Source organism: Curtobacterium sp. MCBD17_040, assembly GCF_003234805.2.
Lineage (GTDB): Bacteria > Actinomycetota > Actinomycetes > Actinomycetales > Microbacteriaceae > Curtobacterium.
Genome location: NZ_CP126273.1, coordinates 1,841,432 through 1,856,047, shown reverse-complemented (window position 1 = coordinate 1,856,047; position 14,616 = coordinate 1,841,432). Strand labels below are relative to the sequence as shown.

Annotated in this window: 9 protein-coding genes and 1 tRNA gene; 7 read left to right on the top strand and 3 right to left on the bottom strand. The window is 71.1% G+C overall.

The features are described from left to right. Positions 1 to 235 precede the first annotated feature (235 nt). The 4 genes from gltB (at position 236) to DEI94_RS08735 (ending at position 9,014) form a co-directional block, all read left to right on the top strand. Entirely contained in the window at positions 236 to 4,810 is a 4,575-nt protein-coding gene (gltB, locus tag DEI94_RS08750; RefSeq protein ID WP_111025638.1) for a glutamate synthase large subunit, read from the top strand. 80 nt (positions 4,811 to 4,890) lie between these two features. Continuing rightward, a complete protein-coding gene (locus tag DEI94_RS08745; protein WP_111025637.1) occupies positions 4,891 to 6,348 on the top strand; it encodes a glutamate synthase subunit beta in 1,458 nt (485 codons plus the stop codon). Between the two features lie 102 nt (positions 6,349 to 6,450). After that, entirely contained in the window at positions 6,451 to 7,896 is a 1,446-nt protein-coding gene (gene pyk, locus DEI94_RS08740; RefSeq protein ID WP_111025636.1) for a pyruvate kinase, read from the top strand. Between the two features lie 29 nt (positions 7,897 to 7,925). After that, the gene (locus tag DEI94_RS08735; protein ID WP_111025635.1) at positions 7,926 to 9,014 is read left to right on the top strand and encodes a VIT1/CCC1 transporter family protein; all 1,089 of its coding nucleotides are present in this window, start codon (positions 7,926 to 7,928) and stop codon (positions 9,012 to 9,014) included. 73 nt (positions 9,015 to 9,087) lie between these two features. On the opposite strand, the gene DEI94_RS08730 is transcribed toward DEI94_RS08735, so the two are convergent. Together DEI94_RS08730 and DEI94_RS08725 are read right to left on the bottom strand one after the other, a co-directional pair. After that, positions 9,088 to 9,627 (bottom strand): HdeD family acid-resistance protein, encoded by a 540-nt coding sequence (locus DEI94_RS08730; protein WP_181441708.1) that lies wholly within the window; start codon positions 9,625 to 9,627, stop codon positions 9,088 to 9,090. 156 nt (positions 9,628 to 9,783) lie between these two features. Beyond that, a complete protein-coding gene (locus DEI94_RS08725) occupies positions 9,784 to 10,512 on the bottom strand; it encodes a VIT1/CCC1 transporter family protein (protein ID WP_111013390.1) in 729 nt (242 codons plus the stop codon). Between the two features lie 94 nt (positions 10,513 to 10,606). On the opposite strand from DEI94_RS08725, the gene DEI94_RS08720 reads away from it, so the two are divergent. After that, positions 10,607 to 10,688, top strand: a tRNA-Leu gene (locus tag DEI94_RS08720). Between the two features lie 100 nt (positions 10,689 to 10,788). Then, entirely contained in the window at positions 10,789 to 11,394 is a 606-nt protein-coding gene (locus tag DEI94_RS08715) for an ANTAR domain-containing response regulator (RefSeq protein WP_111009132.1), read from the top strand. Between the two features lie 27 nt (positions 11,395 to 11,421). Here DEI94_RS08715 and DEI94_RS08710 read toward each other — a convergent pair whose 3' ends face one another. Beyond that, entirely contained in the window at positions 11,422 to 11,766 is a 345-nt protein-coding gene (locus DEI94_RS08710; RefSeq protein WP_111009352.1) for a PaaI family thioesterase, read from the bottom strand. Between the two features lie 128 nt (positions 11,767 to 11,894). Between DEI94_RS08710 and polA the strand changes: the two genes are divergently transcribed. Then, complete coding sequence (gene polA, locus DEI94_RS08705; RefSeq protein ID WP_111025633.1) at positions 11,895 to 14,564, top strand: DNA polymerase I; 2,670 nt, start codon at positions 11,895 to 11,897, stop codon at positions 14,562 to 14,564. Positions 14,565 to 14,616: the final 52 nt, after the last annotated feature.

Genomic DNA, 14,616 nt, shown 5'->3' with positions numbered 1-14,616 from the left:
CAGCGCCGCGGTCCGACGACAGCACGTCCACAGCAACTCGTGATGTCGTCCGGGTCCCGCGCGGGACCCGACCGTCGTAGGGTCACCACAAGTGGCCCGACACCTCGCACGCCGCCCGGAGCACCGTCACGGGCGGCTGTGCCCGGGCACACGCCTCGCCGCTCGGCGACGTACCACCGGGTCCAGTCGACCGCTCGACGTCCCAGTTCCCCATCTCCTCGTGAGGACGGTTCCCATGGCGCTCCTGCCACCCCACCAGCGTTTCAGTGCGGTCCCGGCCGCCGTCGGCGCGTACGACCCGGCGAACGAGAAGGACGCCTGCGGTCTGGCCATGGTCGCCACGCTCCGCGGAACGCCCGGTCACGACATCGTCGACGCGGCGCTCGGTGCCCTCCGTCACCTCGAACACCGCGGTGCCATCGGCAGCGACGCCGGCACGGGTGACGGCGCGGGGATCCTCTGCCAGGTCCCGGACGCCTTCCTCCGCGAGGTCGTGCCGTTCGCGCTGCCCGACGCGGGCGGGTACGCGGTGGGTACGGCGTACCTCCCGACCAACATGGAGGCGCGCGCCGCCGTCAAGGCGGCGATCGAGGCCGTCGCGGCGGACGAGGGGCTCCGGGTCCTCGGTTGGCGCGAGGTGCCCGTGCGCCCGGACGAGCTCGGCACGCTCGCGAGAGCTGCCATGCCGGCGTTCGAGCAGTGCTTCGTCGCGAGCGAGCGCCACGACGAGGACGGCACGCCGCGGTCGGGCATCGCGCTCGACCGACAGACCTTCCGCCTCCGCAAGCGGATCGAGCGCGACCAGGACGTGTACTTCATGTCGCTGTCGAGTCGGACCATCGTCTACAAGGGCATGGTCACGACCCTCCAGCTCGAGCCGTTCTACCCGGACCTGAGCGACGAACGGTTCGCCTCGAAGCTCGCGATCGTGCACTCGCGCTACTCGACGAACACCTTCCCGTCCTGGCCACTGGCGCAGCCGTTCCGGATGATCGCGCACAACGGCGAGATCAACACGGTGCGCGGCAACCGCAACTGGATGCGCGCACGGCAGTCGCAGCTCGAGAACGAGCTCCTCGGCGACATGGCGCCGTTGCTCCCGATCGTCAGTCCGGCCGCGAGCGACTCGGCGTCGTTCGACGAGGTCGTCGAACTCCTCAGCCTGTCGGGCCGATCGCTGCCGCACGCCGTGTCGATGATGGTGCCCGAGGCGTGGGAGAACCGCGCGGACATGGACCCCGACCTCCGGGCGTTCTACGAGTACCACTCGATGCTCATGGAGCCGTGGGACGGCCCCGCCGCCATCACGTTCACCGACGGCTCGCTGGTCGGTGCGACGCTGGACCGCAACGGCCTCCGGCCGGGTCGCTTCCTCGTGACCGACGAGGGCCTCGTCGTGCTCGCGAGCGAGACGGGTGTCATCGACGTCCCGGCCGAGCGGGTCGTCCGGAAGGGGCGCCTGCGGCCGGGCCGCATGTTCCTCGTCGACACCGAGGCCGGGCGCATCATCGAGGACGACGAGGTCAAGCGTGAGCTGGCCGCCTCCGGGCCGTGGGCCGCGTGGCTGGCCGCGGGCCGGATCAACCTCGAGGACCTGCCGGACCGCGAGCACGTCGTGCACACCCCGGCGTCCGTGACCCGACGGCAGCGTGCCTTCGGGTACACGGAGGAGGAAGTCCGGATCCTGCTGCGTCCGATGGCGCAGACGGGAGCCGAACCCCTCGGCGCCATGGGGTCGGACACGCCCATCGCGGTGCTGTCGGAGCGGCCCCGGTTGCTGTTCGACTACTTCACCCAGCAGTTCGCGCAGGTGACGAACCCGCCGCTCGACTCGATCCGCGAGTCCGTCGTGACGAGCATGGGACTCGGGCTGGGCCCGGAGCGCAACCTCCTCGACGCGACGCCGGAGCACGCGAAGCAGATCGTCCTGGACTTCCCGGTGATCGACAACGACCAGCTCGCCAAGATCGAGCACTTCGAGACCGAGTCCGGCCGGCAGCTCACCGTCACGGTCAAGGGGCTCTACCGCGTCGACGCGGGCGAGCAGGCGATGCAGACGCGGATCCGCGCGATGCTCGACGAGGTCGACGCCGCGATCGAGGCCGGCAAGCAGTTCATCGTGCTCTCCGACCGTGACGGCACCGTGGACCTCGCGCCCGTTCCGAGCCTGCTCATGCTCGCGGCCGTGCACCACCACCTCATCCGGACCGAGCAGCGGATGAAGGTCGGTCTGATCGTCGAGGCCGGCGACGTCCGCGAAGTCCACCACGTCGCGACCCTCATCGGGTACGGCGCGTCCGCGATCAACCCGTACCTCGCGATGGAGACCTGCGAGAACCTCGTCCGGTCGGGGATGCTCCCCGGCATGACGCCAGAACAGGCCGTCAAGAACGTCATCAAGGCGCTCGGCAAGGGCGTGCTCAAGATCATGTCGAAGATGGGCATCTCGACGGTGTCGAGCTACGCTGCGGCGCAGGCGTTCGAGGCCGTCGGACTGAGCCAGGAGTTCGTCGACGAGTACTTCACCGGCACGTCGTCGATCCTGGGCGGGGTCGGCATCGAGGTCATCGCCCGCGAGAACGCCGAACGGCACGCGAGCGCCTACCCGCAGGACGGTGCGGTCAGCGCACACGAGCGCCTGGCCACCGGTGGTGAGTACCAGTGGCGCCGCGAGGGACCGCCGCACCTGTTCAACCCCGAGACGGTGTTCCGGCTGCAGCACGCCACGCGCGCCCGCCGGTACGACATCTTCCGCGAGTACTCGTCCGCGGTTGACGACCAGGCCGAGCAGCTCATGACCCTGCGCGGACTCTTCTCGTTCCACAAGGGACTCCGCCCGCCGGTGCCCCTCGACGAGGTCGAGCCCATCGAGTCGATCGTCAAGCGGTTCAACACGGGTGCGATGAGCTACGGCTCCATCTCCCGGGAGGCCCACGAGACACTCGCGATCGCCATGAACCGGCTCGGCGGACGCTCGAACACGGGTGAGGGCGGGGAGGACGTCGAACGACTGCTCGACCCCGAGCGCCGGAGCGCGATCAAGCAGGTCGCCTCGGGGCGCTTCGGCGTGACGAGCATGTACCTGACGCACGCGACGGACATCCAGCTCAAGATGGCGCAGGGTGCGAAGCCGGGCGAGGGTGGCCAGCTCCCGCCGGCCAAGGTCTACCCCTGGGTGGCGCGCACCCGCCACGCCACCGCCGGTGTCGGCCTCATCTCACCGCCGCCGCACCACGACATCTACTCGATCGAGGACCTCAAGCAGCTCATCTTCGACGTCAAGCGAGCGAACCCGTCCGCGCGCGTGCACGTCAAGCTCGTGAGCCAGTCGGGCATCGGTGCGGTCGCGGCGGGGGTCACGAAGGCACTCGCCGACGTCGTGCTCGTCTCGGGCCACGACGGCGGCACCGGCGCGAGCCCGCTCAACTCGCTCAAGCACGCGGGGACGCCGTGGGAGATCGGCCTGGCCGAGACCCAGCAGACGCTCATGCTCAACAAGATGCGCGACCGCGTCGTGGTCCAGGTCGACGGTCAGATGAAGACCGGGCGTGACGTCGTGGTGGCCGCACTGCTCGGGGGCGAGGAGTACGGGTTCGCGACGGCACCGCTCGTCGTCGAGGGCTGCATCCTCATGCGGGTGTGCCACCTCGACACGTGCCCGGTCGGCGTCGCGACGCAGAACCCGGAGCTCCGCAAGCGCTTCACGGGCAAGCCGGAGTTCGTCGTGAACTTCTTCGAGTTCCTGGCACAGGAGGTCCGCGAGTACCTCGCCGAGCTCGGGTTCCGCAGCCTCGAGGAGGCGATCGGGCACACCGAGGTCCTCGACGTCGACCGCGCCGTCGAGCACTGGAAGGCCTCCGGGCTCGACCTCGCCCCGGTCCTGCGCGGGCCGGAGTTCGCCGACGACGAGCCGCGCCGGAACCTGCGCGAGCAGGACCACGAGCTGGACGCCCACTTCGACAACGGGCTCATCCACGCCGCGACCGACGTCCTCGAGCACGGCGGCCACGTCGCGCTCGACCTGCCGGTCCGGAACACCGAGCGCGCGGTCGGGACCATGCTCGGGCACGAGGTGACGGTGCGACACGGTGAGAACGGCCTCCCGGCCGGCGCGATCGAGGTGACGCTCCGCGGATCCGCCGGGCAGTCGCTCGGCGCGTTCCTGCCCTCGGGCGTCCGCATCCGGCTCTTCGGCGACAGCAACGACTACGTCGGCAAGGGGCTCTCCGGCGGCGAGATCGTCGTCCGCCCCACCGAGGGTGCCGGGTTCGCGGCCGAGGAGAACGTCATCGCCGGCAACGTCATCGGATACGGCGCCACGCAGGGGTCGATGTTCATCCGCGGGATCGTCGGCGAGCGGTTCCTCGTCCGGAACTCGGGCGCCACGGCCGTGGTCGAGGGCGTGGGCGACCACGCGCTCGAGTACATGACCGGCGGTCTCGCACTGATCCTCGGCGCGACCGGCCGCAACCTCGGCGCCGGCATGTCGGGCGGCACCGCGTACGTCCGCGGGCTCCGACCGGAGGACGTCAACCAGGACGCCCTCGCGTCCGGCGAGCTCGTCCTGTCGTCACTCGACAGCGCGGACGCCGAGATCGTCACCGATCTGCTCGAGCGTCACGTGGCCGAGACCGATTCCGGGCTGGCCCGGTCGATCCTGGCCGAGGACCCGGACCTCACCGCGTTCGTCAAGGTGCTCCCGCGCGACTACGCTGCCGTCCTCAAGACCCGCCAGACCGCGGTCGACGAGGGGCTCGACCCCGACGGCGACGTCGTCTGGAACCGCATCCTGGAGGTCACCGGTGGTTGAGCGCACCCGGATCCGATCCGTCCCACCCACGGGGTCCGTCCCACCCCGATCGACCCGCACGTCACCGGAGGTGATGACCCGTGGCTGACCCGAAGGGCTTCCTCAAGGTCCAGGAACGCGAACTGCCGCCCCGTCGGCCCGTGCCGGTGCGGCTCATGGACTGGAAAGAGGTCTACGAGCAGCAGGAACCGGGTGCGCTCCGGCGCCAGGCCGGGCGCTGCATGGACTGCGGCGTGCCGTTCTGCCACCAGGGCTGCCCCCTCGGGAACCTCATCCCCGAGTGGAACGACCTCATGTGGCGCGGCGAGGGCCGACAGGCGATCGAGCGCCTGCACGCGACGAACAACTTCCCGGAGTTCACCGGGCGGCTGTGCCCGGCGCCGTGCGAGGCCGCGTGCGTGCTCGGCATCAACCAGCCACCGGTGACGATCAAGCAGGTCGAGGTCTCGATCATCGACCAGGCGTTCCAGAACGGCTGGGTGACGCCGCACCCGCCCGAGCGACTCACGGGCAAGACGGTCGCGGTCGTCGGGTCGGGTCCCGCGGGACTCGCCGCCGCGCAGCAGCTCACGCGCGCCGGGCACACCGTCGCGGTGTACGAGCGCGACGACCGGATCGGCGGCCTCCTGCGCTACGGCATCCCCGACTTCAAGATGGAGAAGCGCCAGATCGACCTCCGTCTGCAGCAGATGCAGGCCGAGGGCACCCGGTTCCGCGCGGGCGTGGAGATCGGCGTGGACATCACCTGGTCCGACCTGAAGAGCCGGTACGACGCCGTCGTGGTCGCCACGGGCGCGACGGTCCCGCGTGACCTGCCGATCCCGGGCCGGGACCTGTCCGGCGTCCACTTCGCCATGGAGTACCTCGTGCAGCAGAACCGCACCGGTGCCGGCACGGTGGTCGACAACCAGATCACGGCGGAGGGCAAGCACGTCGTCGTGATCGGTGGCGGTGACACGGGCGCGGACTGCATCGGCACCGCGCACCGGCAGGGCGCCATCAGTGTGACGAACCTGGCGATCGGCAAGCAGCCGCCGCTCGAGCGTCCGTCGGACCAGCCCTGGCCGATGTTCCCGACGGTGTTCGAGGTCTCGAGCGCGCACGAAGAGGGCGGCGAGCGTCGGTACCTCGCCTCGACCGTCGAGTTCCTGGCGAACGAGGCCGGCGAGGTGCGGGCCCTCCGGGTCGCGGAGACCGAGTACCTCGACGGCCGCCGTGTGCCGAAGTCGGGGACCGAGCGTGAGATCCCCGCGGACCTCGTGCTCATCGCGATGGGCTTCACCGGACCGGAACGCGACACGCTCGAGCCGCAGCTGGGCCTCCCGTTCGCGCCGTCCGGCGCCCTCGAGCGGGGTGCCGACTACACGACCAACGAGCCCGGGGTGTTCGTCGCCGGTGACGCCGGTCGCGGGCAGTCCCTCATCGTCTGGGCGATCGCGGAGGGCCGCGCAGCGGCCGCCGAGGTGGACCGCTACCTCGAGGGGTCCACTCGCCTCCCGGCCCCGGTCCGTGCGACCGACCGCGCGATCAGCGTCTGACGGAGCGGCACCGGCCGGTAGGCTGCCGGTGGCCGGTCGTCCGGCCGGGACCGCCCGTGCGGGCGCCACCGCAGCACGACATCCACCACACGAAGGACACCATTGAGACGCGCAAAGATCGTTTCGACGCTCGGACCGGCGACCTCGGACTACGAGACCGTCAAGGACATCATCCAGGCGGGCGTCGACGTGGCCCGGCTGAACCTCAGCCACGGTGACTACAGCGTGCACGAGGCGAACTACGAGAACGTCCGACGTGCGGCGGACGACCTCGGCAAGCCCGTCGCGATCCTCGTCGACCTGCAGGGCCCGAAGATCCGCCTCGCGCGGTTCGCGGACGGCCCCCACGAGCTCGCGGCCGGCGACGTCTTCACGATCACCACCGAGGACGTCCCCGGCTCGAAGGACGTGTGCGGGACGACGTTCAAGGGGCTCCCACAGGACGTCAAGCCCGGCGACCCGCTCCTCATCGACGACGGCCGTGTCCGCCTCCGGGTGCTCGACTCGGACGGCGTCCGCGTGCGCACCGAGGTCGTCGTGCCCGGGACGGTGTCGAACAACAAGGGCATCAACCTCCCCGGCGTCGCCGTGAACGTCCCCGCGCTGAGCGAGAAGGACGAGGCCGACCTCCGCTGGGCGATCCGGCAGGGCGCCGACCTCATCGCGCTCTCGTTCGTCCGCAACGCCGCCGACGTCGAGCGCGCCCACGAGATCATGGACGAGGAGGGCAAGCGGCTCCCGGTCATCGCGAAGGTCGAGAAGCCGCAGGCCGTGGACGCGCTCGAGGAGATCATCGACGCCTTCGACGCGATCATGGTCGCGCGCGGTGACCTCGGTGTCGAGCTGCCGCTCGAGGCCGTGCCGATCGTGCAGAAGCGCGCCGTCGAGCTGTCCCGCCGCATGGCGAAGCCCGTCATCGTCGCCACGCAGATGCTCGAGTCGATGATCTCGAGCCCCATCCCGACGCGCGCCGAGACCTCGGACGTCGCGAACGCGGTCCTCGACGGCGCGGACGCGGTCATGCTCTCGGGCGAGACGAGCGTCGGCGAGTACCCGGTGGAGACGGTCCGCACCATGGCCCGCATCGTCGAGTCGACCGAGGACCACGGCCTCGAGCGGATCGCGCCGCTCGGCACGAAGCCCCGCACCCTCGGCGGTGCGATCACCCTCGCCGCCGTCGAGATCGCGGAGTTCACCGAGGCGTCGTACCTCTGCGTCTTCACGGAGTCCGGCGACTCGGCTCGCCGCATGTCCCGGCTCCGCCACGGTCTGCCGATCATCGCCTTCACCCCGAACGAGGCGACGCGACGCCGCATGGCGCTGACGTGGGGCGTCCGCTCGTTCCTGGTCGAGCGCATGACGCACACCGACGAGCTCTTCCCGCAGGTCGACGACCTCCTCATCGGGCACGGCCTCGCCAAGCCCGGCGACCGCGTCGTCGTCACGGCCGGTTCGCCTCCCGGGCTGCCGGGGTCGACGAACGACCTCCGCGTGCACCGCGTCGGCGACGCCCACGCGGAGGCTGCTCCGGCCTACGTCCGCAACTGACCGCCGGATCCGAACAGGAGGCACGGGGCGTGGTCTCGACGTCGACCGACGGTCGCGCGCGACGTCCGCCGACCGAGCTCCGGCGCTGGCGCCGGTACCTCGCCGACGAACGCGCCGAGGCGTCGGTCTACCGGAACCTGGCCGCGCGGCGGTCCGGTGAGGAGCGGGACATCCTGCTCGCCCTCGCCGAGGCCGAGGGGCGCCACGAGCAGCACTGGCTCGAGCTGCTCGGCGACGACGTGGGGCGTCCCCTCCGTGGCGATCTGCGGACCCGGATCCTCGCGGGCCTCGCGAAGCGCTTCGGTTCGGTGTTCGTGCTCGCGCTGATGCAGCGCACCGAGGACCGGTCTCCGTACGGGGCGGACGTCGACGCCCCGGCGGCGATGGCGGCGGACGAGCGCATCCACGGCGAGGTCGTGCGCGGTCTGGCGAACCGGGGGCGACTCCGTCTGTCCGGCACCTTCCGGGCCGCGGTGTTCGGCGCGAACGACGGCCTGGTGTCGAACCTGGCCCTCATCATCGGCATCGGCGCGTCCGGCGCCGACCAGCACGTCGTGTTGTTGAGCGGCGTGGCGGGGCTGCTCGCCGGTGCACTCTCCATGGGGGCGGGGGAGTACGTGTCCGTGCGGTCGCAGCGCGAGCTGCTCGACGCCTCCGCTCCGCATCCCGAGGCCGGCCAGGCCGTGGTCGACCTCGACGTCGACCAGAACGAACTCGCGCTCGTCTACCGAGCGCGCGGGATGGACGAGGCCGCGGCGGCGCAGCACGCCCACGAGGTGCTCACCGGACTCCGGCAGACGTCGGAGACGGGGGCCGTCGGCACGGTGGAGCACGAGGCGGTCGGGAGCGGGCTGAGCGCCGCGATCTCGAGTTTCCTGTTCTTCGCGTCGGGGGCCGTGGTCCCCGTCCTCCCGTACCTGTTCGGACTCGGGGAGTGGTCCGCCGTCGCGGTCGCCGCGGTGCTGGTCGGCATCGCGCTGCTCGTGTCCGGGGCGGTCGTCGGTGTGCTCTCCGGTGCGTCCCCCGCACGGCGGGCCCTGCGGCAGCTCGCGATCGGGTACGGTGCGGCGGCGGTGACCTACCTGCTCGGGTTGCTGTTCGGGACCGCCGGCATCTGACCGCCCGGGTGGTCCGGTCCCCGGCCGTCCTCCCGCCGGCACGTCCCGGTGCGGGACGCACGGCGCCGTGGCGTCATCCGCGGATGGCGGCGCGGGGCGGGACGAGCAGCAGCGCCGCGATGCCGACGACGACGAGGACGATGCCGGCGAGGACGACGAACGCCGCCAACGCGAGTCCGGGTGCGACCAGGACCGCCACACCGGCGAGGATCGACAGCGCACCGCTCACCGCACTCGGTCCGCGCGACGAGCCCGGGTGACCGACGACCGCGCCGACGAGTGCCGCGACGCCCTCGACGATGAACCCGATCCCGCCGAGCGTCGCCAGGACGACGAGCGGGGCCGCCGGGTCGAGCAGGCAGACGAGCCCGGCGGCTGCCACGAACACGCCACCGACGATCGACACCCAGCGCCAGACCCGATGCGTGCCCCGGCCGATCGCCGCCGAGGCCACCCGCAGGACCCCGGCGACGACGAGATCGACGCCGAACAGGAGTGCGAGCACGACGAGCGTCGGGCGTGGCCACAGGATGCCGACACCGCCGAGCACGATAGCGACGACCGCGGTGGTCACCACGAACACGCGGAAGGTCCGGACCGCACGCGTGTCCACGTTGGCTGTCCCTCTCCGTCGGGTCCCGGGCTCGAGGTCGGATCCCGGGCTCGGGGTCGGATCCGGGTTCCGGGTTCCGGGTTCCGGGCAGACGGTACCGATCGGGCGGGCGCCGCGCTCAGCGGGTGTTCAGCGAGCCGACGGAGGACCTCGCGATCATCCGCCGACGTGCGCGCCGAGGAGCAGTCCGGCGGCGTAGGTCGCCGCGAGTGCGAGGGCCCCGCCGACCACCACCCGCACCGTCGCGCGGCCGCGGGCCGCGCCGCCGAGGGTCGCCCCGGTCGCGCCGGTCACGGCGAGGGCGAGGAGCACGGCGACGATCGTCGCGGGCACCCGAGCACCGGCTGGCGGGATCAGGATGGCGAACAGGGGCAACAGGGCGCCGACCGTGAACGTCGCCGCCGAGACCCACGCGGCGCGCCACGGGCTGACCATGTCGGCTTCCTCGTCCGCGAGGGCGATGGCGGCGCGTCGACGTCGCACCTCGGGACGCACGAGCTCGGCCGCGATCGACGCGGCGGTGTCGGGGTCGACGCCGAGGGCGGCGTAGTGACCGGCGATCGCGCCGGCGTCCTCGGCCTCTGCCGCGCGCTCCGCTTGGCGTGCGGCCAGTCCGGTGCGCTGTGCGTCCCGCTGGCCGCTGACCGAGACGTACTCGCCGAGGGCCATCGAGATGGCGCCTCCGACGAGTCCGGCCGTGCCGGCGGCGGCGATCGCTCCGGTCGACGCGCCGGCACCCGCCACGCCGACGACGATCGCCGCGACGGACACGATCCCGTCGTTCGCACCGAGGAGGCCCGCCCGGAGCCAGTTGAGTCGACCGGCGCTCGTCGCGTCGTCGACGGCGCTCGTCTCCGGCAGGGCGAGGTCCGTTGCGTGCGACATGCAGGAATGGAACCACCACCGGACCTGCACCGCCAGCATGGACAGGCTTGCCTCACCTGGTGCGGTCCGGCCCTCCTGCTAGCCTGAGCAGGACGCGAGTGTGGTGGAATCGGCAGACACGGGGCACTCAAAATGCTCTGCCTCACGGCGTGCGGGTTCGAGTCCCGCCACTCGTACCGACGGCGCCCGGCAGGATCACCGGTCGCCGGAACGACGTCGCCTGCTGACCGTCCCGGGACTCCGGGAGGGCCGGGATGCGCATAGTAGGATTGCCGCGTGAGTGACACAGAAGCAACCCCCACCGCACCCCGTCGCGTCGTCGTCGCGGAGGACGAGTCGCTCATCCGCCTCGACATCGTCGAGATCCTCCGGGACAACGGCTTCGACGTGGTCGGCGAGGCCGGCGACGGCGAGACCGCTGTCGCGCTCGCCACGGACCTGCGGCCCGACCTCGTGATCATGGACGTCAAGATGCCGCAGCTCGACGGGATCTCCGCGGCCGAGCGGCTGTCGAAGAACCACATCGCGCCGGTCGTGCTGCTGACGGCCTTCAGTCAGAAGGAGCTCGTCGAGCGTGCGACCGAGGCCGGTGCCCTCGCATACGTCGTGAAGCCGTTCACGCCGAACGACCTGCTGCCCGCGATCGAGATCGCGCTCTCTCGGCACCAGCAGATCATCACGCTCGAGGCCGAGGTCGCCGACCTCGTCGAGCGGTTCGAGACCCGCAAGCTCGTCGACCGCGCGAAGGGGCTCCTCAACGAGAAGATGGGCCTGACGGAGCCCGAGGCCTTCCGGTGGATCCAGAAGGCCTCGATGGACCGGCGGCTCACCATGCACGACGTCGCCAAGGCGATCATCGAGCAGCTCAGCGTCAAGAAGTAGCGCGACCGGCCAGCGGCGCGGCGTCGGTCAGGCGTCGCGGAGCAGGTTGGTGATGCGGACCGTCGAGCAGCGTCGCCCCTCGTCGTCGGTGAGCACGATCTCGTGCGTGCACAGGGTGCGGCCGAGGTGGATCGCGGTGCACGTACCCGTGACGACGCCCGTCGTGGCGCTCCGGCTGTGTGACGCGTTCAGCTCGATGCCGACCGCGATGCGCCCGGGGCCGGCGTGGACGGTCGCCGCCATCGAACCCAGGCTCTCGGCGAGGACCACGAACGCCCCGCCGTGCAGCAGCCCGACCGGCTGACGGTTGCCCTCGACCGGGATCGTGCCGACGGCGCGCTCGGCGCTCAGCTCGAGGATCTGCATGCCCATCTTCTCGGCGAGTTCACCGATCCCGCGCTGTTCGTACCGCTCGACGCCCTCGGGGGAGCCGGTGATGGTCGGGCTGTCGGTCACTCGTGGCCTCCGGGGTTGTCACCGGCCGTGGATAGGCTGTCCGGGTGTCGGACGCGGAAAAGCCTACCCTCCTGGTCATCGACGGACACTCGCTGGCGTTCCGGGCGTTCTACGCGTTGCCGGTCGACAGCTTCGTGAACCGCGAAGGCCAGCACACGAACGCGATCCACGGCTTCATCTCGATGCTGCTCATGCTCTTGCAGCGCGAACGACCGACCCACATCGCCGTGGCGTTCGACATCTCGCGGTTCTCGTTCCGCACCCGTGAGTACGAGGACTACAAGGGCACCCGCTCCGAGACCCCCGAGGAGTTCAAGGGGCAGATCCCGCTCCTGCAAGAGGCCCTGCACGCCATGGGCATCACCACGGTCACGAAAGAGGACTACGAGGCCGACGACATCCTCGCCACGCTGTCGCTGCAGGGCGCGCAGCAGGGGTACCGCGTGTACGTCGTCTCGGGTGACCGCGACGCCATCCAGCTCGTCGACGACGACGTGACGCTGCTCTACCCGTCGGTGCGGGGCGTGTCCGAACTGACCCGCTACGACCGCGACAAGGTGTACGAGCGGTACGGCATCGAACCGCACCAGTACCCGGACATCGCGGCGCTCGTGGGTGAGACCAGCGACAACCTCGTCGGGATCGACAAGGTGGGCGAGAAGACCGCCGTCAAGTGGATCACCCAGTACGGCTCGCTCGACGGTGTCCTCGAGCACGCCGACGAGATCAAGGGCGTCGTGGGCGCCAACCTCCGCGAACAGAAGGACCGCGCGGTGCGGAACCGCCGCCTGAACCGTCTCGTGCGCGACGTCGAGCTGCCGGTGGGGCCGGCCGACGTCGTCATCCGTCCGGTCGACGAGGCCGCGGTGCGTGAGCTGTTCGACCGCCTGCAGTTCCGCACGCTCCTCGACCGCGTGTTCAAGGTCGCCGGGACCGGTGACGGCGGCGACACCGCGACCGAGGGCGGGGTGGACGACGGTGCTCCGACGCCGCCGGCCGCGCGGACCCTGATCGACGAGGAGCTGGGACACTGGCTCCGCACCAAGACCGAGCACGACGCGGACAACGGCTTCGGGGTGTCGGTCGAGACCGTCGACGGGCGTCTCAGCGCGATCGGCATCGCGACGCACGACGACGCCGTGCTCGTGCCCGGGGGCAGTGGAGCGCGTGACTACGAGCAGTTGCAGACCTGGCTCGCCGGGGACGCGCCGAAGCACCTGCACGACGCGAAGGCGGCGGTCCAGGCGCTCGCGACGGCGGGGTTCACGCTCGGCGGCCTCGCGGGCGACCCCCGCGTGACGGGGTGGCTCGCGAACCCGGCCCGGCAGGGGCAGTCGCTCGAGGACCTCGTCTACGGCGAGCTCCGCGAGACCATGCCCACGGCCGACCCGAACCAGCTCGTCCCCGAGTCGGAGCCGGCGAGCGCGGCGACACGAGCCTGGTACACCCTCCGGGTCGAGACCGCGCTCCGCGCCCGGATCGACCCCGGGTCGTTGCGCGTGCTCGACGACATCGAGCTCCCGCTCGTGTCCGTCCTCGCCGACATGGAGTCCCGGGGCGTCGCGATGGACCACGCGGTCCTCGCCGACCTGTCCGGCGAACTCGGGGAGCGCGCCTCGGAGCTCGCACAGCAGGCGTTCGCGGAGATCGGGCACGAGGTCAACCTCGGGTCGCCGAAGCAGCTCCAAGAGGTCCTGTTCACCGAGCTCGCGATGCCGAAGACCCGCAAGACCAAGACGGGCTTCTCGACCGACGCCGCGTCGCTCGCGGACCTCCAGGAGCAGCACCCGCACCCGTTCCTCGGCCTGCTGCTGCAGCACCGCGACGCGACCAAGCTGCGGCAGATCGTCGACACCCTCGACGCCGCCGTGGTCGACGGTCGCGTGCACACGACCTACGAACAGACCGGGACGAGCACCGGACGCATCTCGTCGACCGACCCGAACCTCCAGAACATCCCCGTCAAGACCGCGGTCGGCCGTCGGATCCGGTCCGCGTTCACGGTGGCCGCTCCGTACACGACCCTGCTCACCGCCGACTACTCCCAGATCGAGATGCGCATCATGGCGCACCTGTCGGGGGACCCGGGACTCATCCAGGCGTTCAAGGAGGGCGAGGACCTGCACCGGTTCGTCGGTGCCCGCGTGTTCGGGGTCGAGCCCGCCGACGTCTCCCCGGAGATGCGCACGAAGGTCAAGGCGATGTCGTACGGACTCGCCTACGGACTGAGCGCGTTCGGCCTGTCGAAGCAGCTCCGGATCGACCAGAAAGAGGCACGCGGCCTCATGGCCGAGTACTTCGCGCGCTTCGGAGCGGTGCGCGACTACCTCCGCAACGTCGTGGAACAGGCGCGCGAGGACGGCTACACCGAGACCATCTTCGGTCGCCGGCGTCCGTTCGGCGACCTCAAGAGCCCGAACCGTGTGCTCCGGGAGAACGCCGAGCGGGCCGCGCTCAATGCGCCGATCCAGGGTTCGGCCGCGGACATCATGAAGATCGCGATGCTCGGCGTCGCGGCGGACCTCGACGCGGGTGGCCACGACTCGCACCTGTTGCTGCAGGTGCACGACGAACTCATCCTCGAGGTCGCTCCGGGCGAACAGGACGCGGTCGAGGAGATCGTGCGTCGGCGCATGGGCGGTGCCGCGGACCTGAGCGTGCCCCTCGACGTCCAGGTCGGCACGGGGCCGAACTGGGAGGCAGCGGCGCACTGAGCGACCAGGCGCCATCGCCCGGTCGGACGATCCGCCGGGGTCGCTCCGGGCC